This window comes from Exiguobacterium sp. BRG2 (assembly GCF_031844245.1).
GTDB lineage: Bacteria > Bacillota > Bacilli > Exiguobacteriales > Exiguobacteriaceae > Exiguobacterium_A.
Map to the genome: position 1 here is coordinate 99166 of NZ_JAUZUW010000003.1, position 24475 is coordinate 123640.

Annotated in this window: 28 protein-coding genes; 20 read left to right on the top strand and 8 right to left on the bottom strand. The window is 45.7% G+C overall.

All coding sequences use genetic code 11. The features are described from left to right. Nucleotides 1–56 precede the first annotated feature (56 nt). Nucleotides 57–275, bottom strand: a complete 219-nt coding sequence (locus Q9R23_RS05580; protein ID WP_023469095.1) for a DeoR family transcriptional regulator — start codon at nt 273–275, stop codon at nt 57–59. Between the two features lie 319 nt (nt 276–594). On the opposite strand from Q9R23_RS05580, the gene pepV reads away from it, so the two are divergent. From pepV to Q9R23_RS05610, 6 genes are all read left to right on the top strand, one after another. Then, nucleotides 595–1992, top strand: a complete 1398-nt coding sequence (pepV, locus tag Q9R23_RS05585) for a dipeptidase PepV (RefSeq protein WP_290757752.1) — start codon at nt 595–597, stop codon at nt 1990–1992. Nucleotides 1993–2052: 60 nt separating this feature from the next. After that, a complete protein-coding gene (locus Q9R23_RS05590; RefSeq protein ID WP_290757755.1) occupies nt 2053–3201 on the top strand; it encodes an MFS transporter in 1149 nt (382 codons plus the stop codon). A 7-nt stretch (nt 3202–3208) separates the two neighbouring features. Then, nucleotides 3209–3727, top strand: coding sequence for an RNA 2',3'-cyclic phosphodiesterase (gene thpR / locus Q9R23_RS05595; protein WP_290757758.1), 519 nt, complete (start codon nt 3209–3211; stop codon nt 3725–3727). A 1-nt stretch (nt 3728) separates the two neighbouring features. After that, on the top strand, nt 3729–4604 hold the full coding sequence (locus Q9R23_RS05600; protein ID WP_290757761.1) for a hypothetical protein: 876 nt from the start codon (nt 3729–3731) through the stop codon (nt 4602–4604). Nucleotides 4605–4665: 61 nt separating this feature from the next. Beyond that, complete coding sequence (pulA, locus tag Q9R23_RS05605; RefSeq protein ID WP_311246590.1) at nt 4666–6780, top strand: type I pullulanase; 2115 nt, start codon at nt 4666–4668, stop codon at nt 6778–6780. A 51-nt stretch (nt 6781–6831) separates the two neighbouring features. Continuing rightward, nucleotides 6832–7632, top strand: a complete 801-nt coding sequence (locus Q9R23_RS05610) for a phosphotransferase family protein (protein ID WP_056062733.1) — start codon at nt 6832–6834, stop codon at nt 7630–7632. A 40-nt stretch (nt 7633–7672) separates the two neighbouring features. Here the strand turns inward: Q9R23_RS05610 and budA are convergent, their stop codons facing one another. From budA to Q9R23_RS15955, 3 genes are all read right to left on the bottom strand, one after another. Further along, on the bottom strand, nt 7673–8386 hold the full coding sequence (gene budA / locus Q9R23_RS05615) for an acetolactate decarboxylase (protein WP_311246591.1): 714 nt from the start codon (nt 8384–8386) through the stop codon (nt 7673–7675). Nucleotides 8387–8397: 11 nt separating this feature from the next. Beyond that, nucleotides 8398–10089, bottom strand: a complete 1692-nt coding sequence (alsS, locus tag Q9R23_RS05620) for an acetolactate synthase AlsS (RefSeq protein ID WP_311246592.1) — start codon at nt 10087–10089, stop codon at nt 8398–8400. A 163-nt stretch (nt 10090–10252) separates the two neighbouring features. After that, nucleotides 10253–10354, bottom strand: a complete 102-nt coding sequence (locus Q9R23_RS15955; RefSeq protein ID WP_414651135.1) for a cytochrome bd oxidase small subunit CydS family protein — start codon at nt 10352–10354, stop codon at nt 10253–10255. Between the two features lie 176 nt (nt 10355–10530). Between Q9R23_RS15955 and trmB the strand changes: the two genes are divergently transcribed. Next, on the top strand, nt 10531–11172 hold the full coding sequence (gene trmB / locus Q9R23_RS05625; RefSeq protein ID WP_311246593.1) for a tRNA (guanosine(46)-N7)-methyltransferase TrmB: 642 nt from the start codon (nt 10531–10533) through the stop codon (nt 11170–11172). A 116-nt stretch (nt 11173–11288) separates the two neighbouring features. Then, nucleotides 11289–11804: a hypothetical protein gene (locus Q9R23_RS05630; RefSeq protein WP_214852771.1), complete on the top strand. Its 516-nt coding sequence runs from the start codon at nt 11289–11291 to the stop codon at nt 11802–11804. A gap of 37 nt (nt 11805–11841) precedes the next feature. Here Q9R23_RS05630 and Q9R23_RS05635 read toward each other — a convergent pair whose 3' ends face one another. Together Q9R23_RS05635 and Q9R23_RS05640 are read right to left on the bottom strand one after the other, a co-directional pair. Further along, nucleotides 11842–12198: a DUF1304 domain-containing protein gene (locus Q9R23_RS05635; RefSeq protein WP_311246594.1), complete on the bottom strand. Its 357-nt coding sequence runs from the start codon at nt 12196–12198 to the stop codon at nt 11842–11844. 69 nt (nt 12199–12267) lie between these two features. Then, nucleotides 12268–12570, bottom strand: a complete 303-nt coding sequence (locus Q9R23_RS05640; RefSeq protein ID WP_012371126.1) for a PepSY domain-containing protein — start codon at nt 12568–12570, stop codon at nt 12268–12270. Between the two features lie 119 nt (nt 12571–12689). Here Q9R23_RS05640 and Q9R23_RS05645 point away from each other — a divergent pair, with 119 nt between their 5' ends. Continuing rightward, nucleotides 12690–13760: a M42 family metallopeptidase gene (locus Q9R23_RS05645; protein ID WP_214852775.1), complete on the top strand. Its 1071-nt coding sequence runs from the start codon at nt 12690–12692 to the stop codon at nt 13758–13760. A 179-nt stretch (nt 13761–13939) separates the two neighbouring features. Further along, nucleotides 13940–14953: a PTS sugar transporter subunit IIC gene (locus tag Q9R23_RS05650; RefSeq protein ID WP_290757775.1), complete on the top strand. Its 1014-nt coding sequence runs from the start codon at nt 13940–13942 to the stop codon at nt 14951–14953. Nucleotides 14954–15041: 88 nt separating this feature from the next. Here the strand turns inward: Q9R23_RS05650 and Q9R23_RS05655 are convergent, their stop codons facing one another. Then, nucleotides 15042–15332, bottom strand: coding sequence for a hypothetical protein (locus tag Q9R23_RS05655; RefSeq protein WP_056062721.1), 291 nt, complete (start codon nt 15330–15332; stop codon nt 15042–15044). Between the two features lie 126 nt (nt 15333–15458). Here Q9R23_RS05655 and Q9R23_RS05660 point away from each other — a divergent pair, with 126 nt between their 5' ends. The 7 genes from Q9R23_RS05660 to Q9R23_RS05690 all read left to right on the top strand — a co-directional run bounded on the left by Q9R23_RS05660 (nt 15459) and on the right by Q9R23_RS05690 (nt 20656). Next, complete coding sequence (locus tag Q9R23_RS05660) at nt 15459–15767, top strand: thioredoxin family protein (RefSeq protein WP_214852781.1); 309 nt, start codon at nt 15459–15461, stop codon at nt 15765–15767. Between the two features lie 53 nt (nt 15768–15820). Continuing rightward, nucleotides 15821–16618 (top strand): DUF1444 domain-containing protein, encoded by a 798-nt coding sequence (locus Q9R23_RS05665; RefSeq protein ID WP_056062718.1) that lies wholly within the window; start codon nt 15821–15823, stop codon nt 16616–16618. Nucleotides 16619–16671: 53 nt separating this feature from the next. After that, nucleotides 16672–17280 carry a YtpR family tRNA-binding protein gene (gene ytpR, locus Q9R23_RS05670; protein ID WP_214852783.1) on the top strand — a complete coding sequence of 203 codons (609 nt, stop codon included), beginning with the start codon at nt 16672–16674 and terminating at the stop codon, nt 17278–17280. A 37-nt stretch (nt 17281–17317) separates the two neighbouring features. After that, nucleotides 17318–18055: a hypothetical protein gene (locus Q9R23_RS05675; protein WP_311246595.1), complete on the top strand. Its 738-nt coding sequence runs from the start codon at nt 17318–17320 to the stop codon at nt 18053–18055. Nucleotides 18056–18133: 78 nt separating this feature from the next. Then, the gene (gene murC, locus Q9R23_RS05680; RefSeq protein WP_035406189.1) at nt 18134–19429 is read left to right on the top strand and encodes a UDP-N-acetylmuramate--L-alanine ligase; all 1296 of its coding nucleotides are present in this window, start codon (nt 18134–18136) and stop codon (nt 19427–19429) included. 170 nt (nt 19430–19599) lie between these two features. Next, a complete protein-coding gene (locus Q9R23_RS05685; RefSeq protein WP_035406192.1) occupies nt 19600–20115 on the top strand; it encodes a DUF2179 domain-containing protein in 516 nt (171 codons plus the stop codon). Nucleotides 20116–20215: 100 nt separating this feature from the next. Further along, complete coding sequence (locus tag Q9R23_RS05690) at nt 20216–20656, top strand: Dps family protein (protein WP_023469073.1); 441 nt, start codon at nt 20216–20218, stop codon at nt 20654–20656. A gap of 53 nt (nt 20657–20709) precedes the next feature. On the opposite strand, the gene Q9R23_RS05695 is transcribed toward Q9R23_RS05690, so the two are convergent. Next, nucleotides 20710–21822 carry an aminopeptidase gene (locus Q9R23_RS05695; protein ID WP_035406195.1) on the bottom strand — a complete coding sequence of 371 codons (1113 nt, stop codon included), beginning with the start codon at nt 21820–21822 and terminating at the stop codon, nt 20710–20712. 138 nt (nt 21823–21960) lie between these two features. Between Q9R23_RS05695 and Q9R23_RS05700 the strand changes: the two genes are divergently transcribed. The 3 genes from Q9R23_RS05700 to Q9R23_RS05710 all read left to right on the top strand — a co-directional run bounded on the left by Q9R23_RS05700 (nt 21961) and on the right by Q9R23_RS05710 (nt 24349). Next, nucleotides 21961–22530, top strand: coding sequence for a DUF948 domain-containing protein (locus Q9R23_RS05700; RefSeq protein WP_035406198.1), 570 nt, complete (start codon nt 21961–21963; stop codon nt 22528–22530). Then, the gene (locus Q9R23_RS05705; RefSeq protein ID WP_056062709.1) at nt 22527–23063 is read left to right on the top strand and encodes a YtxH domain-containing protein; all 537 of its coding nucleotides are present in this window, start codon (nt 22527–22529) and stop codon (nt 23061–23063) included. The genes Q9R23_RS05700 and Q9R23_RS05705 overlap by 4 nt, the downstream gene beginning before the upstream one ends. 200 nt (nt 23064–23263) lie before the next feature. After that, nucleotides 23264–24349 (top strand): bifunctional 3-deoxy-7-phosphoheptulonate synthase/chorismate mutase, encoded by a 1086-nt coding sequence (locus tag Q9R23_RS05710; RefSeq protein ID WP_035406204.1) that lies wholly within the window; start codon nt 23264–23266, stop codon nt 24347–24349. The last annotated feature ends 126 nt before the right edge of the window (nt 24350–24475 follow it).

Genomic DNA, 24475 nt, shown 5'->3' on the forward strand with positions numbered 1-24475 from the left:
CAAAAAAAGACGCGAAGAATCGCGTCATCGAAAGATATACATAGTGAAACAGTGGATCAACCCGCTTGCTTTTGTTTCTTGCTCGACGTCCATGTACCGCGTCGAGGGCTCACAATGAGATTGTTGTATTCGAGCACGTTCAAATCCCGCTGAACGGTCCTTGAAGTGATGCCAAACTCTTCAACCAACTCTGCTGTCGTAGTAGCTCCGTTCTCTTGGATGTAGAGATAAATCGATTTAATCCGGGTCAACATACGGTCTGTAGAATCTTTCATTGGTATAACCACTCCCCCAATGGATAGAATAGTGTTCTAAAGCTTCGGGTGACAAAAGACAATGCAATATCCAGTTGTTTCGCCTTTAGTATAACGTTTTGATATTAAATTGCAAGTGATTTAACCGAACGTTTGCATAAAAAAAATATTCAAACAGATTGTAAAGTCGATAATTGGAGTTTTAACATCGTTGAATGTTCGTTATTTCAACAAATAAAAAAGAAAACAGAATTTGGATGTTCGTATCTGAACGAATATTCGCTATACTAGAAAGGTGTATAGGAAACGAATCCAACTCAGAATGAAGGAGCGAAATCAGATGGTGAATTGGAAAGAAGAAGTACTCGCGCGTCGCGAGGACTTATTGGAGGATTTAAAAGAACTACTGCGGATTCCGAGTATACTTGATGAATCAACAATCGAAGAAGGTGCACCGTTTGGTCAAGAAGTCAAACGAGCCCTTGATTGGATGCTCGCGACAGGGGAACGAGACGGATTCAAGACAAAAAATGTTGATGGATACGCCGGACATTTGGAATATGGTCAAGGGGAAGAGTTACTCGGTATTCTTTGTCACTTAGACATCGTACCAGCTGGTGGCGATCACTGGACATACGGTCCGTTTAACCCAACGCTTGTCGATGGGAAGCTGTATGCGCGCGGTGCAATCGATGATAAAGGACCGACGATGGCAGCTTATTATGCCTTGAAGATCGTCAAAGAACTCGGATTACCGCTCTCAAAACGTATTCGTTTGATTGCTGGAGGAGATGAAGAGAGTGAATGGCGTTGTGTGAATCATTACTTCAAACATGAAGAGATGCCGACTCTCGGCTTTGCACCAGATGCCGACTTCCCGATCATCAATGCGGAAAAAGGACTGTATGATGGGTTATTGATTCAAGGAAAACCAGCGCAAGCATCTGATACAGGCTACCATCTCGTTCGTTTTGAAGGTGGCGAACGTCCGAACATGGTTCCGGGTCATGCCCAAGCACTTCTTCGTGTCGTCGAAGTGGGGACGCTTGAAACGGATTTCCATACGTATCTTGAAGAACAAGGCTTGTCTGGGACGGTCAAGCAAGAAACGGAAGGTCTCGTTCTTGATGTGAACGGTGTCGCAGCCCATGCCATGGAGCCGGATAACGGTAAAAATGCTGCCTTACATTTAGCACGTTTCCTCAATACGCTTCACTTGGATTATAACGGTCGTCGTTATATTCAGCTTGTCACGCACATGTTCCGTGATTCTCGCGGTGTAGCGATTGGTGTCGCTGCTTCAGACGAGACAGGTGACTTAACGATCAACGGTGGTGTATTCCGGTATGCAGAAGAGCAAGGAACAGCGTCGATCAACATCCGTTATCCTTATTCAGCAGACTTCACGGAACGCTTGCAAATCATCAAGGAAGCGGCAGCGGGATATGGCTTCGAGTTACAGACTCGAACACATATGACACCACACCATGTCGATCCGGATCATGAATTGATTCAGACACTGAGTGCCGTGTATGAACGTCATACGAACCAACCAGCTGATCTGATTGCTATCGGTGGTGGTACATATGCACGTTCGTTGACGGCAGGGGTTGCATTTGGACCAGTCTTCCCAGGTGGTCCTGAAGTTGCCCACCAAGTCGATGAATATGTTGATTTTGAAGAACTCTTGCTTGCTGTCGCGATTTATGCAGAAGCAATTTATGAACTCGCAAAATAATGACTGATGATCCCCCGCATCGTGGAGATGGGGGGATTGCTTCTTGAAAGGAAGTTCCGTGTGAAAAATCGTCAAACTTATCATTTCCAAGCGTTATATTTCTTTATTTTCTTTGGACAAGGTGCACTCATTCCGTATCTTGCGCTTTATTTTTCAAGCGATGCGTTCGGTCTGTCCGCTTCAGAGATTGGTACAATCGTTGCGATCGGACCGATTCTCTCTATTTTCTTACAGCCCGTTTGGGGCATCGCGGCAGATCGACTCGGAAAGCCGAAACGTCTCTTACTCGTTGCCATGCTCGCCGCTGGAGTATTTACATTAAGTTACTTAATGACGTCCGCTTATCTACTTTTACTATTGATTTCATGTGTCTGGGCATTATTCCAGTGTGCGCATATTCCACTCGTTGATACACTAGCGATCGAATATACACGAAAACGTAAGGTAGATTATGGCGCCTTGCGTCTTTTTGGATCAGCTGGTTTTGCTTTAGCCGTCTTCATCCTTGGACAAATCACTGAGGAGGGTGGACTTGGTCTGATTTTTTATGCGACCGGTGCAGCGTGGGTTCTTGGTTTTCTTGTGTTGATAGGTATTGAAGAAACGGGGAGCGTACACATTTCACATCAACAACAGGTACCGTTAAAACAACTTTTTTCGAATCGACGCTTCTTGTTATTCTTAGCGGGAGGGAGTTTGATCTTCGGACCGATCTTCGCCAATAACTATTACTTTGGCAGCTACGTCACGATTCGTGGAGAGACGACCGCGCTCGTCGGGACCTTGTTCTTCGTCGCCGTTCTGTGCGAAATCCCGTTCATGCGCATCGCTTCGCGTCTATTGTTACGATTCGGAGCGATTCCAGTTCTTGTCTTCATTTCCTTGCTGTCAGCTGCTCGTACGGCGATGATCGCATTAGAGCTTCCGATCGTCATGCTTTGGGTATTGTCTGCGATGCAAGGAATGATCGTCGGATTGTTGATCCCTGTTGCATTAGACTATGTTCGGTCACTCGTTCCAGAGACGATGGTCGCAACAGCTGTCAGTACATATATGGCAACGACGACAGGGCTAGCGACAGCACTGTTTAACTTGATGAGTGGGTTTGTGCTAGACCAAAGTACAATCTATACCGTCTTTTGGGTATATACAATTAGCAGTATTCTTGGTGCCGTCTTGTACAGTGTCAGTGGTCGAATGAAGGAGTGAAGATACGATGAGACAGGAACGACACTTTTTCGTTGCCTTACCGATTCCTTCTGAAGATTTAGCGAATATCGCTAATCGTTTATCTCTATCTGATTACTTTCGAAATGTCTATACGTTAGAAGAGTACCATTTGACGCTTCGTTTTTTTGGTCCATTGGGTGAAAAAGAACAACAATCGTGGAAACAGCAACTGCAGGAGATTGCGCGCACGATCGAACCTTTCGTACTTCGATTGGATCGTCTAATTACCTTTGGACAAAACGAGCGACCACGTGTCGTCGGATTCGGAACAGAAGCAGAGGAATTGTTTCGATTAGTGCGTCTGATTGATCCAAGTGCGACTAAACCATTCGTTCCGCATGTCACGATCGCGAAGAAGTGGCGCACGGAGGCGGAAGAATGGACGACGAATCCGATACAACCGGTGGAATGGACTGTTCGTGAACTTATTCTGTTTGAAGTACGACTAGGCGTTTCGCCGCGATATGAACCGGTTTACCGGATTCATCTAGGTAAAGAGGAATGAGGTGATCCCCATCGCAATCTTGATGAAACTATATGACTTAGATAGTCGATTTGAAAAAAATCCGCTTGAGATGACAAAACGGTTCGGTGAACATCAGGCACTTGATTACGCTCATGTCTATCGTAGATGGGAGGCTGGAGAATTATTTCCCGGGGAAACGCTCATCCGTCCGAAGAAGTGGTGGCAAGTGATGAAAAAAAGCGAAGTCATTCAACTTCCGGGTAAACAATTATCTCGAAGAGCGTTTGATAAATGGTACAAAAAACGTCTCGAGTTACAAAAATTATTAAACGTTACTGGTGGAGCGGGCGAAGAGGACATTTGGCGGATTCCGTTAAAACGTCATTTAGACTTTTATCAGATGTTACATCTCTTGAATGAACAGTATGCAATGTTTTATCGCGCCGTCATTCAATATCAAGTCGGGGAAGTCGAATTGAGTCCGTTCGTCGTCGGTCCATCCGCGATTTATATCATGGAATGGCTTGACGGTGACGAAAGTATCTATCATATCCGGCGAGATAAGTTGTGGCGGGAACAACCGTTCAAGGCATCCGCAAAGCAAATTTTGAATCCGAACATCGGTTTAAAACGGACGGAAGATATTCTACGAGTCGTACTTGGGCGAGATTATGTCTTGCCGATCGAACGAGTCATTTTAGCACCTTCAGGTTATTTTGATCAGATTCCAAAAGAAACGACGACGACTTACGTCAATAAAGTCGAGTTTCCAAACTGGCTACAACGAATGAATGCAAGTGCGCCGCATACAAAAGCGTTTCAGATGCGGGTGTGTGAAAAAATCCTGAAAGAGACCGTATCGATTCCGTTTCAAATGGCAATTCTAAGTGAAGGGCAGTCACGAATTCAAGAGTAGGGGAGGAAGCGACGGCATTGTCGTTGCGAAAGACATGACGAACCAAGAGGTGGTAATACCGGTGATCCGGGCAGAGTTCTCATCGTTTCGAAGCATCCGAGTCGAGGTCGAAGGCAATCCGTCAATCCACTGGTCGCTTGAATGTGATGGGAAACCGCTTGAAATTCAACAGACCGAAACGCATCGAGAGGAACAGTTCGTGATTTATGAGTTAACGGTTCTTGAACCAGTCGAGTTAGAATGCCGCTATGAGGTGTTCGGAGCAGGCAGGTCAATCCGTGTCGTTCCTGATCGATTAGTTCGGACGGAAGCGTTCGAGCGAAAGTACCGTTACGAAGAGAAGCTCGGTGTCTGGGAAGAAGACGATACGTATCATTTTGCTGTCTGGTCGCCTGTCGCAGAGCAAATCGTGTGTATCGTATACGATCAAGATGAACAGGTACTCGGAAGACACAAGATGGAGCGACAAGAGCAAGGTACCTATCACCTTCGACTTGGGCAAGAATCAGCAGAACGATGGTACCGCTATGAAGTGACGACTTACGTTGGCACACATGAAGTCGTCGATCCATACGCTCATGCGATATCGGTAAACGGTCGTTACGGTGTCATCGCCGACGTTGAACAGACGATTTCCGAGTGGTTTCCAAAGCGAGTCGCGCGTCCTCTGTTCGTCAAACCGTCGGACGCTGTCATCTATGAAGCAAATATTCGCGATTTTACGATTGATCGTTCCGCTGGTTCAAGTCATCCGGGACAATATGCAGGGGTGGCGGAACGTGGAACAGTTTCTTCTCGTGGACATGCGACAGGTCTTGATTATCTTCTTGATCTCGGGATTACGCATCTGCAGCTGTTACCGGTCCACTTCTTCGAAACGACCGATGAACGAACAAGGTCGCCATATAACTGGGGATACGATCCGATGCTTTGGTTCGGATTAGCTGGGAGCTACGCGAGTTCGGTCGCACCGCTCGTTCGCGTCCGAGAATACGCGGATATGGTGGAGCGACTCCATGAAGCAGGGATTCGTGTTACGTTCGATGTCGTCATGAACCACGTTTTTGTTCGGGAGCGTTCCTCTCTTGAACAGCTCGTTCCGGGTTATTATTTCCGTTATGAAGTAGACGGCACACTTTCAAACGGAACGGGTGTTGGAAACGATACCGCATCCGAACGATTCATGATGCGTCGACTCATCGTTGATTGCTTGACGTACTTTGCTCGTGTCTACCGCATTGATGCGTTTCGATTTGATTTAATGGGCATTCATGACATTGAGACGATGAATGAAGTACGTGCAGCACTCGATGCGATTGATCCTACGATTCTTGTGTATGGAGAGGGCTGGGATCTTGCGACGGCATTGCCGGAACGATTCAAAGCGATGAGCGCCTCGGCTGCGCAAATGCCGCGAATCGCTCATTTTAATGACGTGTTCCGTGATGCCTTGAAAGGATCGACGTTCAGTGCATACGATCGAGGATTCGTTGCCGGAGACGGATGGAAAGAAGGAGAGGTCCGAAACGGGATTGCGGGTAGTGTTCATATCGATAACCAAACGTATGGACGTTTTCCGGAACCGACGTATTCGATCAACTATGTCGAGGCGCACGATAACCATACGCTGTACGACAAATTGAAGATCTCCTGTCCGGAAGCGGACGAACTTCAGTTATTACGGATGAGTCGATTAGCTCAAACGATCGCTTTGCTTGCGCAAGGCATTCCGTTTCTGCATGCGGGTCAAGAGTTCTTGCGTACGAAACAAGGTGTCGAAAACAGTTATAATGCATCGGACGAAATCAACCGAATGGACTGGGAACGCCGGGATGATCATCTCTCCCTCGTTACGTATATCAAGACGATTTTACAAATTCGCAGAATGCATGGCGGATTCCGTCTACACCGGGCGAATCAGGTTCGAGAGCTGCTTCGTTTCATCAACTTACGTCCGGGTGTCATCGCCTACGAAGTCGAAGCGATCCATTCGTACGATGCGTGGCAACGCACGCTCGTTGTCTACAATACGACGCACGAAATCGTGGAAGTCTCACTCGATCACTCGCGCTGGAATGTACATGTCCAAGGGGATGATGCCTCGGTCGACCCGCTTCTGAAAGGTGTCGATAGGATTCAAGTCCTTCCGTTGTCAACGACGATTGCGACGTGTTAAGATAAGCATTGTGCCTTAGGCAAATCTACTAAAAAAGTTGAGCGGATTATAATGGAAATAGATATTTTAGATGCGCTTGGCGAAGGCTGGACCCTTACGCCAGCAGGTGGAATCACAGGAGAAGCGTACATCGCTTCAACCGGACAATCAAAATTGTTTTTAAAACGAAATTCATCGCCGTTCTTGGCGATTTTATCCGCGGACGGAATCGTCCCGAAATTATTATGGACGAAACGAATCTATAGCGGGGATGTCATCAGTGCGCAACAATTCATTGAAGGCGACGAGTTGGAGCCGGAAATGATGGAACGTCCGGAAGTGGCGCGTTTGCTTGGGAAAATCCATGATTCGAAGGAATTGCTGTTCATGCTACAACAGCTTGACCAACGTCCGATCGAGCCTGATGAGTTATTGCGCCAATGTCACTTATATTTTCAACCAGAAGACTTAGAGAATCCAGAACTGGTAGAACTTGCGATGGATTATCTCGAACGAAATCTGGAGCAAGTAAGAACGGATGAACAAGTCGTCTGTCATTCAGATCTAAATCATAATAATTGGTTGACGGGAGCGGACGGTCAACTCTACCTGAACGACTGGGATGATGCGATCATTGCCGACCGTGCGTATGACCTCGGGATGATGTTATACAGTTATGTCGATGAAGCGGCTTGGCCCGAATGGTTTGAGCATTATGGTCATCCGTTGACGAATGATCTGAAACAACGAATGCATTGGTATGTCGTAGCGCAAGCTGTATTATCCTTGTATTGGTATGAAGATATGCGTCATCCGGATGTCGAGGACAGCTATCATTTTCTAGAACAGTTACTTGAATACTCGAACGACTAAAAAGCGTGTCATTCCGAAAAGGAACGACACGCTTTTTTGATTAACCTTCTGCGATTTTAATCTCTTTTTCAATATCATGACTTTCAAGATCCGCCGACCGATACGCTTCAGTCGTTGGTAAACGTAAATCAAGCTGCGGTTTTTCTTCGAATGTGACGGTGACGTTCTTGACCGTGTAGTCAAAGACATGGCCTCCGCCCGCGCGTTCAGCATCGATGAAATGAAGATGATATCCAGCGACGGCGATACCGTGACCGAACCGTGGTGTGTAGTAACCGGCGAGTGTTCCTTCCGTTTGTTCGAAAGTACGCGCGCTTTGAGAGGCGACAGCTTCCGTGATTGGAACGAACGGTTTTTCTTGACGTGCGACGGTACGTGTCTGCACCTCTGTGAACGTTCCATCAATTCGAACGGCATAAAAACTATTGATCGTCGGTAGTTGTTCATTCAACCAGTGTTCGAATTCCGATTTTGACATCTCTTTTGCCACGGAGAGCGTTTGCTCTGGCACGAAACGGGTCAATGTCGCAAACGGCGTCGTCGTCTCAGGCTGAAGTGGTCGAGCGCTACCGTCTGAACGGAGCTGGTAGAACTGACCATCAAAACCAATCATCTCACCATCCAAGTGGTCGAACGTTCCGATACCAAAATTTCGTTGATCAATAACGGACGCGTATGTGACTTCACTCTCGAATACTCCGTCGAGCAGTGCCATCATCGTTGAAATCTGGACGAGCGTTTTATCGTGTGTCATGTGAATCCTCCTCAGTTCAATTGATCGAGATGAACTTGTTCTCCGAGCGCGATGTTGTCGCGATAATCAATCGGAACATCGACGATGACTGGTCCTTCTGTCGCGAGTGCTTCATCCATGATTGCGGCTAGTTCAGATGGATGATTGACGCGTAATCCTTTTGCTCCGAAACTCTCAGCATATTTGACGAGATCGACGTCACCAAATGACGTACCGGATTTCCGTTTGTATTTCATCTCTTGTTGGAACGCGACCATGTCGAATCCGCTATCACGCCATACGAAGTGGACGAGTGGTGAGTTCAAACGAACAGCTGTCTCAAGTTCCATTGCCGAGAAGAGGAATCCACCATCACCTGAAATCGAGACGGCCTTCTTACCAGGACGTACGAGTGTTGCTGCGATTGCCCAAGGAAGCGCGACACCAAGCGTTTGCATCCCATTACTAAAGAGAAGGTGACGTGGTTCGTACGAACGGAAATGACGTGCCATCCAAATATAGTGAGAACCAACGTCGACTGTGACCGTGACATCATCCGCAATTTTTTCACGTAACGTCTTCATGAAATAGAGTGGGTGCGTCAACGGAGAATCCGCGACAGGAGGAACATCACGATCGACAAGACGTTGATGTAATCCTTCAAGGAATTGAGCTGAACTTTCAGGTAATGTGAGTGGTTGCAGGCGCTCAGCGATTGCATCGACCGTTTTCGCCATATCACCGACAAGCTCGCGGTCTGGGCGATAGAAGTGGTCAATTTCAGCACGCATTTGATCAATATGGACAAGCGTCCGGTCGTGCGTCGGTTGGTTCCAGAATTTCGGATCATAGCCAATTGGGTCATAGCCGATCGAGAGGACGAGATCCGCTTCTGCGAGCAGTGCATCTCCCGGTTGGTTACGGAATAGTCCGACGCGTCCATAGAAATTCGATTCAAGCTCACGTGATAATGTGCCGGCCGCTTGGAACGTCTGGACGACAGGAATCGAGACGTGTTTGAGCAGGGAACGAATCGCATGTACGACGTCCCGCTGACTCGCACGCATACCGAGCAACAAGACAGGTAGCTTCGCATCTTGGATCAAACGAGCTGTTTCTTCAACCCAAGCTTCTGGTGCAACACCGAGCTTCGGTGCTTCAACCGCACGGAATGCCGTGACGTTCGCTTCGCTCAATCCGACGTCTTGCGGGATACTAACGAAAGCAGCCCCGGAAGTCGTTTCCGCTGTTCGGAAAGCATTGGACAGTACTTCTGGAATATTATCGGCATCTTGCACTTCTGCACTGAAGTTCGTAATCGGTGTAAAGAGTGCCTGATTGTCCATGGACTGATGTGTTCGTTTTAAGCGGTCTGCTCGTGTAACGGCTCCGGCGATTGCGACAACTGGGTCACCTTCAGAGTTTGCTGTCACAAGACCTGTCGCTAAGTTTGATGCGCCTGGGCCAGATGTTACAAGTACAACGCCTGGTTTGTCTGTCAAGCGACCAATGGCTTGAGCCATGAATGCAGCATTTTGTTCGTGACGTGCAACGATGAGTTCAGGTCCCCGATCCTGTAACACATTGAAGACGGAATCAATTTTGGCGCCAGGAATACCAAAAATGTAATCTACACCCTGTTCGATGAGTGAATCGACGACTAAGTCTGCACCTGTTTTCTTCTGTACTAGTTCTTTTGAATCACTGTTTTTATTTTCGTTCATTACAATTCTCCTTTTTACCAACGTTTTTTGGTGTTCGATAGCTGTAATAAATAATCTGTTTCGAAAAAAGTATACATCTGTTTCATGGTAAATCCAACCTAAATTCGTTTAGAGAATAAAAAAAGTACCTTGTGTACGATTACACAAGGTACAGAGATTGCGCTTATTCAACGTCGACTTTTCCGAAAGTCGCCCAGACGAATAAGGCACAGATGCCCATGACGAGAACGATGGGGGAGCCCCAAGCAATCAAGAAGTCTTCCATGGTATAGCCCTCCTTTTTAGTTCTTACGTACCTTTAGTGTAGTAGATTGCTCACTGTTTCTCAAGTGACGAACTGCTGAACATTCTTCAATCGGGATTGAAGAAGTTCTTATATAATTACCCGAATCATGATAAACTTATCTGCGGATAATCTAAGTTTGGAAAGGATGAACGATAGTGCGTTTACGACATAAACCATGGGCGCAGGATTATATGAAGGAACAATCCTCAATCTATATAGCAGAACCAGCATCCCTGAAAGAAAACTGGGCAACGGAGTTCAAGAATGATAATCCGATCTACATCGAAGTGGGGTCAGGAAAAGGAGCCTTCATCACAGGGATGGCAAACCAACATCCGGAGATCAACTTCATCGCGATTGAACTTTTTGAGAGCGTAGCAGTGACGATCGTTCAAAAATTAGTAGAGGCTCCACAAGCAAATGTTCGCGTCTTGACAGTCGATGCGAAAGATTTACGTGATTACTTCGAAAAAGGTGAAGTAGCGCGCGTTTATTTGAACTTCTCGGATCCATGGCCGAAGACACGTCATGCGAAACGTCGTTTGACGTATAAAACGTTCCTCTCAACGTATGAAGATATCTTACCTGCGAAAGGACAAATTCACTTTAAGACCGATAATCGCAAGTTGTTTGAATCGAGTCTGATGACGATGTCGGCGTACGGCATGCGCTTCGACTGGATGTCGCTTGATCTACATGCGAATGAACCGGAAGATAACGTCCGGACAGAGTATGAAGAGCGTTTTTCTTCAATGGGTCAACCGATTTATCGGATGGAAGCAACGTACCAAAATTAATTTAGACAAAAAGTTTTCTTATTTTCCTGGTATTTCTTTCACACTTTTTTCTTATTAATTGGTACAATGTTGTTGACTGAAGAACTTGTACTTATAGGTAAAGGGGGAATTTGGGGATGTGGCAGAAAAGCTTAGCCTTCGTAACGGCGCTCTTTCTCGCATTAAGTATCGGTCAATCGGTACTTGCTGCGGTTGATACCTCAGAAATGACAAAAGCATTAGATGAGGAATTACCAACGACGCATTACGATTATAAAAAAGGTTCGGTCGAAATCGAGGATCCGAAGACGTTCACGAACGGAAAAGGAGAAGAAGTCATTGGCGGAATCGCTGTCATCAAGACAGTCCGTGACGGCATCTTCATCACAATCAAACGTGAAATCCACTTCTTCAATGCCGATAGCGGTAAATTGTTGACGAGTGCCGACGCTGCAAAAGTTGACGGCGTAAAAGAATACATCGACAGCAACTCGGACAATCTTCATCAAAAAGTCGTTTACTGGTTACCGGTACTCTTGATGTTGTTGATCATCGCTGTACCAGCGATCGTCTTATACATCGTCGTACCACGTTTGTACTCTACTTCGGAATACATGAATCCGATTTATGAGCGCAACGATAACCCGCGCTAATCAAAAAAACCTTTACCCGTTTGGGTAGAGGCTTTTTTTATGCTAACAATATAAAGATGAAAGCGAGTATGGCGGGTAATCCTTGTTTAAGTAAAATGGAGCGATTAGCCGTCAAGGCGCCATAGAGTGCGGCAATGATCACACAAGCTAAAAAGAACAGTTGGACAGCAACATCCTCACGGATTAGACCAAACAGAAGACCAGCAGCTAAAAATCCATTGTAGAGACCTTGATTGGCAAAAAGCGTCTGGATTTGCTTAGATGCGACCGCTTCATCCGTCAGTCCGAATGTACGTCGTGCCGCCTTAGAGGATAAAAAGAACATTTCAAGAGCCATGATATAAAAGTGCTCTAAGGAAACAAGTAAAACGAAGATAGTAGCAAGAATGGACATGAATCATACCTCCTTTATAGGAACGTGAAAAAAAGACCGCACTTCATCGATTGAAGCACGGTCTTCTGATTAAGCGTATTCGAGTAATGCGCCAGTTTCGGCATCGACTGTGAATTGATACGTTTTTTCGTCATCACCTTCAAGGACCGAGATGCCACCTTTATAGCTTTGGTAGTCGCGTGACTCATATGCGTAAGCCTCCGGTGTTGCAGAGATCCATGCACCTTGGACACGTCCTTTTGCTGAAAATGTGCGTTTCGTGATTTCGAGCGCTTCTTCGGCAGAAAGTTGTTTGTTGTCAACGGCCTTCTTCACTGCGAAAGCGGCGACGACAGCTGCTGCCAATCCGATAATCCAATAGCGTTTTTTCATTAAAATTCCCCTCCTTACAGGTTCTATTCCTACTGTACCAAATAATTCGTTCAGAGAGAAACAAAAGGTTAAGTGATTGAAGCAATTTTTTGTATAATGGGTAACAGGAGGCGATACATATGAATGAAAAAACGAGAGAGTTATTTCGAACACTGACGGAATTAAATGGGGCACCAGGGTTTGAACACGAGGTGCGTCAGTTCGTTCGCGAACGCATTACACCTGTCACGGATGAGATCGTTACAGATGGACTGGGTTCGATTTTCGGGAAGCGAACAGGGGATGCGACAGGACCGAAAGTCATGGTTGCCGGACACATGGATGAAGTGGCATTCATGGTGACACAAATCACGAAGAATGGGATGTTACGGATCCAACCGCTCGGTGGTTGGTGGAGTCAAGTATTGCTTGCCCAACGCTTCTCGATCTGTACAGACAACGGTATCATCCCTGGTGTCATCGCGTCGATTCCACCACACTTATTAACAGAAGAAGTACGCAATAAGCCAATGGCAATCAAAGACATGTTCATCGATATCGGTGCGGATTCAAAAGAAGAAGCAGAATCGTTTGGTGTACGTCCGGGTATTCCGGCAGTACCATTTTTCCCATTCACACCGATGGCGAATCCGAAGAAAATCATGGCGAAAGCATGGGATAACCGCTATGGTGTCGGAATGGCAATCGAATTGTTGGAGGAGACGACAGCAGCGGATCATCCGAACATTTTGTTCTCTGGTGCAACGGTTCAAGAAGAAGTCGGATTGCGAGGTGCCCAAACAGCGACGACACTTATCGATCCTGATGTGGCGTTCGTCGTCGATGCGTCTCCAGCCAATGATGCGTCAGGAGACAAAACGGAATTTGGTCAACTCGGACAAGGACCATTACTCCGTATTAAAGACAGCGTCATGATTCTTTCGAAAGAGATGACGGATTATGTCCTTGATACGGCAGAATCGAACAAGATTCCGTATCAATACTACGTCGGTGCAGGTGGAACGGACGGCGGTGTCATCCATCGCTCGAACAATGGTATTCCAACAACAGTCGTTGGTTTACCGGCACGTTATATTCATACCCATGCGTCAATCATGCATACAGATGATTATGATGCGGCGAAGGAATTGCTACGAAAACTCGTCACGAATCTTGATACGACGACGCTTGCAACATTGCAAGTCAAGTAAATAACGAACGGGGAGGACCATTCTCATAAAATAGACGGCGGACTTATAATCCGTCGTCTATTTTATTGTAGTGAGAACATAATGATGTTGATTGTCTTGTCAGTTGGAAAAACAGCCTAGTCGAATCGAAAGTGGATTTGGTATAATGATACGCGATGTTGAGTAAAGGACGTGACAAGATGTTCAAGCAAAAGGGAATTTCACTTAGCCCTAAAGTATATTTCATCACTGTATTAAGTTATATGGCGCTTGGTTTATTCAGTTCGCTGATCATGGGCTTGATTGTTCAAACAATCGGAGAAGGGTTGGTAGATCGTGGTATCGAAGCAAGGTTTCTTATTCAATTAGGCGAGCAGGCGATTGTTCTGACGGGACCAGCGATCGGTGTCGCCGTAGCGTTTGCGCTTGAAGCACCGCCACTCATCTTATTTGCAGCAGTTGCGGTTGGAGCATTTGGATATGAAGCTGGCGGACCGGCAGGTAGTTACATTGCGACGCTACTTGCAACAGAAATTGGAAAACTCGTGTCAAAGACGACGCGACTCGATATTCTGTTGACGCCGTTCGTCACGTTGCTAGTTGGATTCGTTGCTGGACGTTATGCCGGGAAATGGATTGGAAAAGGCATGACCGATCTGGGTGAAATAATTCGCTGGGGGACGGAACGCGAACCGTTGTTCATGGGTATCTTCATTGCTACTGTAATGGGACTTGCATTGACAGCGCCGATTTCAAGTGCTGCACTTGGAATCATGCTTGGATTGGATGGACTTGCTGCGGGTGCTGCGACGATCGGCTGTGCCGCTCAAATGATTGGTTTTGGTGTCATCAGTTATCGTGATAACGGAATCGGGGGCGTCATCGCACAAAGTATCGGCACATCGATGCTCCAAGTCGGAAACATCATCCGCAATCCTTGGATTCTCATTCCGCCTACGATCGCAGGTGCTATCCTAGCGCCATTCGCGACTGTTCTGTTGATGCTTGAGAGCAACCCAGAAGGCTCGGGCATGGGGACGAGTGGTTTTGTTGGTCCATTGATGTTGTTGAAGACGATGGGGTTTGAAATGGAATACTATGTAGCCGTCATCGTATTATGTTTTATTGCGCCTGGCATCATCAGCTATCTCATCTATCGGTTATTACTTCGACTCGGTCGGATTCAAGATGGTGACTTGAAAATCGAATATTAAGTACAAAAAGCTGATTCTAAAGAATGTGTCTGTTTGACCGAATGGTGGATAAACAAGGACATGCCTTTTGAATCAGCTTTTTTTCATTTCATAAAGAGAATCCGAATGAACTCGAATAAAAACTCGTGAAGAAGATGTAAAGATAAACGAGATAGAGGGGTATCAAGTAACGCATGCGCACGACAGGTAATTTCCGAGCAAGTCGTTTTCCGAGTGCTTCGAGTAGAATGATGACCGCGAAACCGACAACTAAATATAAAAAGATTTCGGGTAAGCTCCGTTCGGAATCAATGAAGGAATAGCCGTAACGTAAACAACTCGTCATGCCGATGAAGCCGACGAAGCGTTCGAACGGATGTTTGATTGGTTGATCTGCCATAGTGAAGTCCTTTCAAGGTGTTTTCTAGTTGCAGTATAGCAAACCGAGCACAAAAACGCACAGTCACATTTGAATATGCTATGATGAGGGCAATGACTTCTAGGGAAATTAAAGGAGGAAACCATCATGAAAACATTACAATCCAAACAAGAATTCGATACAGCAAAACAAGGCAAGACCGTCTTTTTATTCTCAGCAAACTGGTGCCCCGATTGTCGCTTTTTAGATCCGTTCATGCCGGAAATCGAGCAGACGTTTGACGCGTTTGAATTTTACTATGTCGATCGCGACGATCACATTGAAATTGCCCAGGAAATGGACATCTTCGGAATTCCAAGTTTTGTCGCGTTCCGAGATGGTGAAGAAACAGGGCGTTATGTCGGCAAAGAGCGGAAGACACCAGAACAAGTGACAGCATTTTTAGAAACCGTTTAAGAAAAAAGCGAGCGCTGACTCGCTTTTTTTCATGATAGAAAGGATGAAATCAAGTGGAACTACAACAAATCCGAAGAATGATGACACAAACATTCGAAGAAGAAGGTTATACAACGTATTTCGATCGTGAAAAGTCCGTGTTACGAATTGAGCGGAAGCATGATAAATCAGGCGTTGATGTCGGATTGAACCCGCTCGTCGCAAAAGCAAAACGAAGAGGTGTCATCGCAGTCGAAGAGACGATCGAATACATCCGTGCTGTACTCGGACAAACGGATCAAATTTCACTCGTTGGACAAGAACAGAAAATATTCCCTGTCATTCGGGCTAAATCGTTTGCTGATACGACAAAAGAAGGAAAAACGCTTGTCAGCACACCACATACTGGTGAGACGAAAATCATGTACGCACTTGATTTAGGGGCGACATATCGTTTGATTGACGAAGAGTTATTGGCATCTGCAGAATGGACGGCTGAACAGCTGTCGGAAGCTGCACGTTTTAACCTGAAATCGCTCGATGCGCCATTTAAACAAGATGAAGTAGCGGGGAACATCTTTTATTTCTTGAGTCTTGGAGACGGATATGAGGCGAGTCGTGTCTTGAACAAGACATTGTTAGCTGATTACGCGGCGCGAATCGAAGGGGAATTCGCTGTTGGTATTCCACACCAGGATGTCTTGATTTTTGCCGATATCCGCAATGACGCTGGATATGATGTCTTACAACAACTCATGTTTGATTTCTTCTCGAACGGTCGTGTACCTGTTACGGCATTGCCATTCTTATATGAAGATGGCAATCTTGAGCCGGTCTTCGTCCTCGCGAAAAACAAGCAGCCGAAAGAGTAAAGAATCTGATACAATAGGCATTGTGAGAAAGACGGAAGGGAGTCATGGATTGAATGAATGTGTTTTATAATAAAGAGGGCGTCGGTGACGTCTTAATGATCATTTTAGAAGACGCACCACGTGCGGAAGTGACGGCGACTCGTGAAGGAGACGTAGCAACAATCAAGCATGGTGATCGTATTATTGGTTACAACTTGTTTGAGGCGTCGAATACATTTACGATCGAATCACGAGGACCGGTTGAATTGACGGAAGAATTGGCAACACGCATCCAAAAGGAACTTGCAAACCGAGATATCGAATTGTCACTCGAACAAGTTGACTATTCTCCGAAATTCGTTGTTGGGTTTGTTGCTTCTTGTGAGAAGCATCCGGATGCTGACAAATTATCGGTCTGTCAGGTAGAGGTGGATAACGGAACTTTACAAATCGTTTGTGGAGCGCCGAATGTAGCAGCGGGTCAAAAGGTCGTCGTCGCTAAACCGGGTGCGGTCATGCCGTCTGGGTTAATCATTCGTCCTTCAGCATTACGTGGCGTACCGTCAAGTGGTATGCTATGTTCAGCGCGTGAGCTCGGACTTGCCAATGCGCCACAAGAAAAAGGGATTCTTGTACTTGATGATACATCAGCAGTAGGGGAAGCATTCTCAATCGGTCGATGATTCGACCGATTTTTTAACAAGATGGAGGGGTGAACGTATGAGTAATCGTTATGAACAGTCACTAAAGGAGCAGGCTGCCCGAATTCGTCGAGAGCTTGCGGGGGAACGTGAGACAAAGCCGGTAGAGCGTCCGAAAAAAGAGGAGCGCGAAGACCGCTTCGTTTTAACAGATGTTCCTTCACCGATTTATGGATTCCAACGTCCGAAACAATCTGTATCTGAAACGGTAGAAGCTGCGGAAGAAACAAAAACCGTTGAACAGGTTTCAGATGCAGATGAACAGGGAATTACTGATGAGGTTACTTTGACGGAGCAGGAGGCTGTTGCGCCGGAAGAAGTTGTCTTAGACAATGCAGAAGCAGATGCTGGCTTTGTACCGGTGACGGACGTTGAATTACTTGTACCGGAACCTGAAGCCAATCAAGATCACGTAAGCGAAGTCGAATTGCCGACCGTACCTGAAACAGAAGAAACGGTTGTAAAAGAGCGGGTAAGTGAAGCACCTTCTACACGTGAAACCGTAGAAGAGCAAACTGTTCCGATGGATACATCGAGCGAGGCACTTCTTGATGATCAAGAAGCAGAGAAGCAACAATCGGAAGAAGTCACTTCGATTTTGGATCCATCTGTTGCTGAAGCGGAAGCAGTAGCACCCGTTCAGTCGGAAGTGAAAAAGCCGGTTGGACCGCCTGTCAATGTCGTTATGACGACAAAAGACTTGATGGCGATGTATCGTGCGCGTCGAGAGCGAAATAATTTACATGGTAAAAAATAAATCGGTTTGCTATAATGGTACAGGTTTTGTACCCGAGCCCGATGGTACGGACCGGAACGTGAATTGGAGGGCTTTTATATGACAAAGTATCATTTTGTTGGAATCAAAGGAACAGGGATGAGTGCGCTCGCCCAAGTACTACATGAGATGAATCATGAGGTACAAGGTTCAGACATCGAAAAGCACATTTTTACTGAAGACGCGTTACGGGCTAAGGGAATTCCATTTTTCCCGTTCAATGCGGATAACATCAAAGAAGATTATGTCATCATCCAGGGGAATGCCTTTGGAGATGATCATCCAGAAATCGCACGGGCAAATGAACTTGGTTTAACGATCCATCATTATTACGATTTCTTAGGACACTTAGCAAATGAATATCGTTCGGTCGCCATTACAGGCTCACACGGAAAAACGTCGACGACAGGTTTGCTTTCACACGTCTTGAGCGGTATTACACCGACGGCCTTCTTGATCGGAGACGGAACAGGGGCAGGAGTAGAAGATGCGAAGGCATTCGTCTTCGAGGCATGTGAATACAAACGTCACTTCTTATATTACAAGCCGGATTACGCTATCATGACAAACATCGACTTCGATCATTCGGATTATTTCACGGGAATCGATGATGTCGTTTCGGCTTTTCAAGAGATGGCGATGCAGGTCAAGCAAGCAATCGTTGCTTGTGGAGATGACGAACATCTTCAAAACATTCAAGCGAATGTACCTGTTCTTTATTATGGATTCGGAGAAAACAATGATTTCCGAGCTGAAAATGCGACATCAACGCCAGACGGCACATCGTTTGATGTCTATTTACGTGATGATTTCTATGGCACGTTCCTGATTCCAGGATTCGGTCGTCATCATGTCTTGAATGCATTATCGGTCATTGCGATCTGTCAGTACGAAGGATTGAGTAAAGAAGACGTTGCTGAACGTTTAGCAACATTCGGTGGAGTGAAACGCCGCTTCAGTGAGTCAGAATTCGGCACACAAATCTTAGTAGACGACTACGCACACCATCCAAAAGAAATCAGCGCAACGATCGAGTCGGCACGGAAGAAATATCCGGATCGTGAAGTCATTGCGATTTTCCAACCGCATACGTACACACGCTTGAAATCATTCATGGATGATTTTGCGACATCTTTACGTGAAGCAGATGCGACATATCTATGTGAAATCTTTGGTTCAGCACGTGAACAGGAAGGGCAAGTTCGAGTCGAAGATTTGCAGGAGAAAATTCCGCAAGCTTCTATTCTGACGCGCGACAACGTTTCTGTCCTACGTCAGCATGAAAATGCTGTGCTTCTATTCATGGGAGCGGGCGACATTCAAACGTATCAGCATCAATATCAAAGTGTAAAATAAGTGAGAACCAAAAGTGTCACTCGATTAGAGTGGCATTTTTTTGTCGTAAATTTGAATTGTGATAGTAAAATCAAAAAACTGATAAGGAAAATCTGAAATAGGATTGCATCTTGAAATAAAGTTTGAAATAGTGTGTATGTGTTGAAGTTATTATAGAGAGGAAAGACACCATGGGACAGATTTTACTCATCTTATTGCTCCAGTTGATTTACGTTCCTGTTTTGACATTGCGGACGATCATGCTTGTCAAAGGACGGACCGTCATTGCCGGACTCTTTGGGACGGTCGAAACATTGATTTACATTTTTGCACTAGGAATCGTGTTCCAAGACTTAACGACACTTGGTATGGTCGTTTATGCACTCGGATTCGGACTTGGTATACTCATTGGTGGATATGTCGAACGAAAACTAGCCATCGGTTACAATATGATCCAAGTACACACACAAGAATTTCCGGCAGAACTCATTCAAGTCATCCGTGATAATGGTTTCGGTGTGACGCATTATCAAGGACAAGGTCGAGACGGTGTTCGTTACCGATTAGATGTCCTTGCGGCACGAACACGTATGAAAGTGCTCCGTAACCTCGTCGAGGAGTATGAACCGAAAGCATTTCTCGTTGCCTTCGATTCCGTCGACTTCAAAGGCGGATATATGCTAAAGGGATTAAAACGTCCGCGATAATCCAATCTTCCTGAAAATGATGTTTATCTTTTGTTATTTAAGGATAAAGATGAATTAGAACGTCATTTGAAATCAGGAAAGCAGGAAAGGGGAATATCAGATGATCAGTAATCATGCAAAATCAGCTTTGAATCAACAGGTCGCAAACTATGGGGTCCTATTCGTTAAGCTCCATAACTACCATTGGTATATTAAAGGTCCAGACTTCTTGACGCTTCACGAGAAGCTTGAAGAACTCTATACATGGGTGTCTGAGCAGTATGATGTCGTTGCGGAACGTCTCTTGATGAATAACGGAACACCTTCAGCGACGCTAAAAGAATATTTAGAACAAACGACACTCGAAGAAGCAAAATCAGGTTTGTCAGCAGATGAGATGATCGATTCGGTCATTAAAGACTTCCAACAAGTCCGAAAAGAGATGCTTGATGCGATTGAACATCTTGAGGCACAAGACGTAACAGTGGAAGATGATCTGCTTGGTCAAGCGAAGGAAATCGAAAAACAAATTTGGATGCTTCGTGCGACATTGAAAAAATAAGATATAGAAAACGGATGCCCCTGTCCTATGAAGGACGAGCCATCCGCTTTTTCTTATTTCAGGTTTTCAGGATTGAGGACTTCGAGTTCAGGAAGGACGAAACGACCGTCTTTACGGATCAATACGTCGTCAAACCAGATCTCCCCACCACCGTAATCAGGGCGTTGGATATTGACGAGATCCCAGTGAACGGATGAATCATTACCGTTGTAGGCTTCTTCGTAAGCTTGACCCGGCGTGAAGTGGAAGCTGCCATCGATTTTCTCATCGAACAGAATATCCTTCATTGGATGCTGGATAAAGGGATTGACGCCAATCGCAAATTCACCGACGAAACGAGAACCCGCATCTGTATCGAAGACTTGGTTGATACGATCCGTATCGTTCGCCGTCGCTTCGACAATTTTACCGTCTTTGAACGTCAGTTTGACGTTTTCAAACGTGAATCCTTGATACGGAGATGGTGTGTTATATGAGATGACACCGTTGACGGAATCTTTAACGGGTGCCGTAAAGACTTCACCGTCCGGAATATTGGCATTTCCGGCACATTTGATTGCTGGGATGTCTTTGATCGAGAACGAAAGGTCCGTTCCTGGTCCGACGAGACGAACACGATCCGTCCGGTTCATCAAATCGACGAGCGGTTCCATCGCTTGTCCCATTTTTTCGTAATCAAGCGTACAGACATCGAAGTAAAAGTCTTCGAATGCTTCTGTCGATTGATTGGCGAGTTGAGCCATCGATGCTGTCGGGAAGCGAAGGACGACCCATTTCGTTCCTTTGACGCGATCCTGTGTATGCATCTTACCAATCGTTTGACCGTACAGTTTCATTTGTTCAGCTGGTACATCCGATAGTTCATTGATATTATCACCAGCTCGTAATCCGATGTATGCATCCATCGCCTGCATCTGCTTACGTTCGATGTCTGCCATCAATTGGAGTTGCTCTTCTGAAGCATTTCGGTATAATTTTCGTAGGATACGATTATCCTTAAGTAAGACGAACGGATGACCGCCAGCCGCGTAGGCAGCTTCTACGAGTGCTTCGACTAGTTCACGTTCGATACCGAAATTTTCAATCAATACTTTTTCACCAGGTTCAAGGGCAACCGAATAGTTGATCAGATTCGTTGCCAGTTGAGTAAGACGTGGGTCACGCATGAAATTTCCCCCTCGAAATGGATGATGTAGGTTTCAATTATCATTGTAACGGAAATAAACCATTTGGAGTAGCAGGAATGACTTGCTACATGTCGAACTAACAACAAAAGACTACGCAAAAAATTGGAGGCAAGAACCATGGAAATCACATTAGGCGGAATCGCCGGATTAGTCGCTGCGATCGCATTCGTAGTACTCGTCATTTTCCTTGCCCGTGTACTAAGTGCTGCAAGTAAGACGCTGAACAATGTAGCCAACACGACAGCAGGACTTGAACGTCAATTGGACGGTATCATGATGGAGACGACAGCGTTGTTACATAAGACGAATCGTCTTGTCGATACGATTGAAGAAAAAACCGAGTTGCTTGCACCTGTTGCAAACTCGATCGAAGAGCTTGGTACGTCCTTGAATAAAGTAACAGATTCTGTCCGGACGGTATCCGATACGGTCGCTGGTGCGGCGGATACGAATAAAGACCAGATTGCACAAGCAGTCCGTTGGGGCTCAGTCGCTGTAGAATTATTCAAAAAAAATAAACCGGCAGAAACAACAGTTTCAAATCATACGACAGCGACGACGACAGTCGAGAAAAAACCACGTCGTCGATTCCGGAAAAAAGCAGAGACACCGGTTACACCGGAAGTCGTATCCGTCCCGGACGTCGAAAGCATTCCAGATGAGTTGAAAGGAGATCGTAAATCATGACGAAACAACACCCATATCAAACACAAGATTCTTCTAAAGGAGGAGGTTTCCTCGCGGGAATCATCGTTGGTGGATTGATTGGTGCCGCGGCAGCTCTCCTTTCTAGTCCGAAATCAGGTCGTGAGATGCGCGACTTAATCGACGAGCGTACGGCTCCTGCACGTCAACGTTTGACGGAACAGACGCAAGTTGTTCGCGAAAAAGCAGAACCACTCGTGGGAGAATGGATTCAACTGGCAAAAGACAAAGCAGCACCTGTCATTGAAAAAGCAAAGAATAATTCGACAGTTCAAGAAGCGGCACAATACGCTGGTTTTGAGAAAGATCAGGCAAGTATCGATGCAGCTCTCGCAGAAGCAGAACAACTTGTACGTGACATCGAGCGTGAAATTGGGGACGAAGTCGATGGCGCATCCGTGGCAGAAGAAATCGATACGGAAACGGTCGTTGATCTTTCAGAGCTACGGGAACAGTTAGCGGAAGAGCAAGAGGAAGACAATGACCCACAATCTGATGTGAATCATAAGAAATAAGAAGTGAATACGGAGCTCTCATCATGAGGGCTCTTTTTCTATGTTTCTTTATAGAGAAAACGTAGAAAAAGTTATATGAAAAAACGTAATTTATTTTCATATTTTAAGAAATCATGCAGCTTCTTTATGTACAACATGGAAAGAGTTCGTTATAATTAGTTGCTATTACGAGCTATATGCTGATTAGGGAGTGGTAGGACATGGATCAACACGCAGAATTAAAAAGATTACGGGATGAACTCGATTTAGTGAATGCAGAATTATTGGAATTGATGAACCGACGTGGTCAAATTGCTGTCGAAATCGGAAAAGTCAAACGAGCACAAGGGCTTGACCGTTACGACCCTGTTCGGGAACGTCAAATGCTCGAATCAATTGCTGCTAATAACCATGGACCTTTTGAAACAGGACGCCTTCAGCATGTATTTAAAGAAATTTTCAAAGCTTCTCTTGAATTACAAGGAGAAGATCGGACTCGGAAATTACTCGTATCACGGAAACAAAAACCGACGAACACGATCATCCGAATCGGAGATGCTGTCATCGGAGATGGTTCTCAACAATTGATCGCTGGACCATGTGCGGTCGAGAGCGAGGAACAAGTATTCGAAGTCGCGGAACAACTCGCGAAACACGGCGTGAAGTTCATGCGAGGTGGGGCGTACAAACCACGCACATCACCTTACGACTTCCAAGGTCTTGGACTCGAGGGTCTAAAAATGTTGAAAAAAGCAGCGGACGCGCACGGTTTGCATGTCATCACTGAAATCATGACGCCGAGTGCGGTTGAATCTGCTTTACCATATGTCGACATTATCCAGGTTGGCGCACGCAACATGCAAAACTTCGATTTACTAAAAGAAGTCGGTCGTACAAATAAGCCGGTTCTTTTAAAACGAGGACTTGCTGCAACACTCGAGGAGTTCATGTACGCGGCTGAGTACATCATGGCAAGTGGTAACGATCAAGTCATTTTGTGTGAGCGCGGCATTCGGACATACGAACGTGCAACACGGAATACGCTTGATATCTCAGCAGTTCCAATTCTGAAGCAAGAGACACATCTTCCTGTCATGGTCGATGTGACGCATTCGACAGGACGGAAGGATCTTCTGTTGCCGACAGCGAAAGCGGCTTACGCGATCGGTGCTGATGCTGTCATGGTTGAAGTCCATCCGTTTCCGGCACTCGCACTATCTGATGCGAACCAACAACTTGATTTCCAAGAATTCGATACGTTCGTCGAAAACTTGACGACAACCTTTCCGGCACTAAACGTTCAATGATTTTCGAAAAAGGGTGACCTAAAGCGAATGAAAACGTTTTACAATAAAGGAAGAATGGGAAAAGAAAACTATCTTTTCCTGTCTTCCTTTCGTGTTGCCTAAAAATGAAAACGAAATGAAAACACT

What these genes read in the sequence shown, in the direction of transcription:
- Q9R23_RS05580 (WP_023469095.1), bottom strand. Translation starts at nt 275, where the DNA reads ATGAAAGATTCTACAGACCGTATGTTGACCCGGATTAAATCGATTTAT.
- pepV (WP_290757752.1), top strand. Translation starts at nt 595, where the DNA reads ATGGTGAATTGGAAAGAAGAAGTACTCGCGCGTCGCGAGGACTTATTG.
- thpR (WP_290757758.1), top strand. Translation starts at nt 3,209, where the DNA reads ATGAGACAGGAACGACACTTTTTCGTTGCCTTACCGATTCCTTCTGAA.
- Q9R23_RS05610 (WP_056062733.1), top strand. Translation starts at nt 6,832, where the DNA reads ATGGAAATAGATATTTTAGATGCGCTTGGCGAAGGCTGGACCCTTACG.
- budA (WP_311246591.1), bottom strand. Translation starts at nt 8,386, where the DNA reads ATGACACACGATAAAACGCTCGTCCAGATTTCAACGATGATGGCACTG.
- alsS (WP_311246592.1), bottom strand. Translation starts at nt 10,089, where the DNA reads ATGAACGAAAATAAAAACAGTGATTCAAAAGAACTAGTACAGAAGAAA.
- Q9R23_RS15955 (WP_414651135.1), bottom strand. Translation starts at nt 10,354, where the DNA reads ATGGAAGACTTCTTGATTGCTTGGGGCTCCCCCATCGTTCTCGTCATG.
- Q9R23_RS05630 (WP_214852771.1), top strand. Translation starts at nt 11,289, where the DNA reads ATGTGGCAGAAAAGCTTAGCCTTCGTAACGGCGCTCTTTCTCGCATTA.
- Q9R23_RS05635 (WP_311246594.1), bottom strand. Translation starts at nt 12,198, where the DNA reads ATGTCCATTCTTGCTACTATCTTCGTTTTACTTGTTTCCTTAGAGCAC.
- Q9R23_RS05640 (WP_012371126.1), bottom strand. Translation starts at nt 12,570, where the DNA reads ATGAAAAAACGCTATTGGATTATCGGATTGGCAGCAGCTGTCGTCGCC.
- Q9R23_RS05645 (WP_214852775.1), top strand. Translation starts at nt 12,690, where the DNA reads ATGAATGAAAAAACGAGAGAGTTATTTCGAACACTGACGGAATTAAAT.
- Q9R23_RS05650 (WP_290757775.1), top strand. Translation starts at nt 13,940, where the DNA reads ATGTTCAAGCAAAAGGGAATTTCACTTAGCCCTAAAGTATATTTCATC.
- Q9R23_RS05655 (WP_056062721.1), bottom strand. Translation starts at nt 15,332, where the DNA reads ATGGCAGATCAACCAATCAAACATCCGTTCGAACGCTTCGTCGGCTTC.
- Q9R23_RS05660 (WP_214852781.1), top strand. Translation starts at nt 15,459, where the DNA reads ATGAAAACATTACAATCCAAACAAGAATTCGATACAGCAAAACAAGGC.
- ytpR (WP_214852783.1), top strand. Translation starts at nt 16,672, where the DNA reads ATGAATGTGTTTTATAATAAAGAGGGCGTCGGTGACGTCTTAATGATC.
- Q9R23_RS05675 (WP_311246595.1), top strand. Translation starts at nt 17,318, where the DNA reads ATGAGTAATCGTTATGAACAGTCACTAAAGGAGCAGGCTGCCCGAATT.
- murC (WP_035406189.1), top strand. Translation starts at nt 18,134, where the DNA reads ATGACAAAGTATCATTTTGTTGGAATCAAAGGAACAGGGATGAGTGCG.
- Q9R23_RS05685 (WP_035406192.1), top strand. Translation starts at nt 19,600, where the DNA reads ATGGGACAGATTTTACTCATCTTATTGCTCCAGTTGATTTACGTTCCT.
- Q9R23_RS05690 (WP_023469073.1), top strand. Translation starts at nt 20,216, where the DNA reads ATGATCAGTAATCATGCAAAATCAGCTTTGAATCAACAGGTCGCAAAC.
- Q9R23_RS05695 (WP_035406195.1), bottom strand. Translation starts at nt 21,822, where the DNA reads ATGCGTGACCCACGTCTTACTCAACTGGCAACGAATCTGATCAACTAT.
- Q9R23_RS05700 (WP_035406198.1), top strand. Translation starts at nt 21,961, where the DNA reads ATGGAAATCACATTAGGCGGAATCGCCGGATTAGTCGCTGCGATCGCA.
- Q9R23_RS05705 (WP_056062709.1), top strand. Translation starts at nt 22,527, where the DNA reads ATGACGAAACAACACCCATATCAAACACAAGATTCTTCTAAAGGAGGA.
- Q9R23_RS05710 (WP_035406204.1), top strand. Translation starts at nt 23,264, where the DNA reads ATGGATCAACACGCAGAATTAAAAAGATTACGGGATGAACTCGATTTA.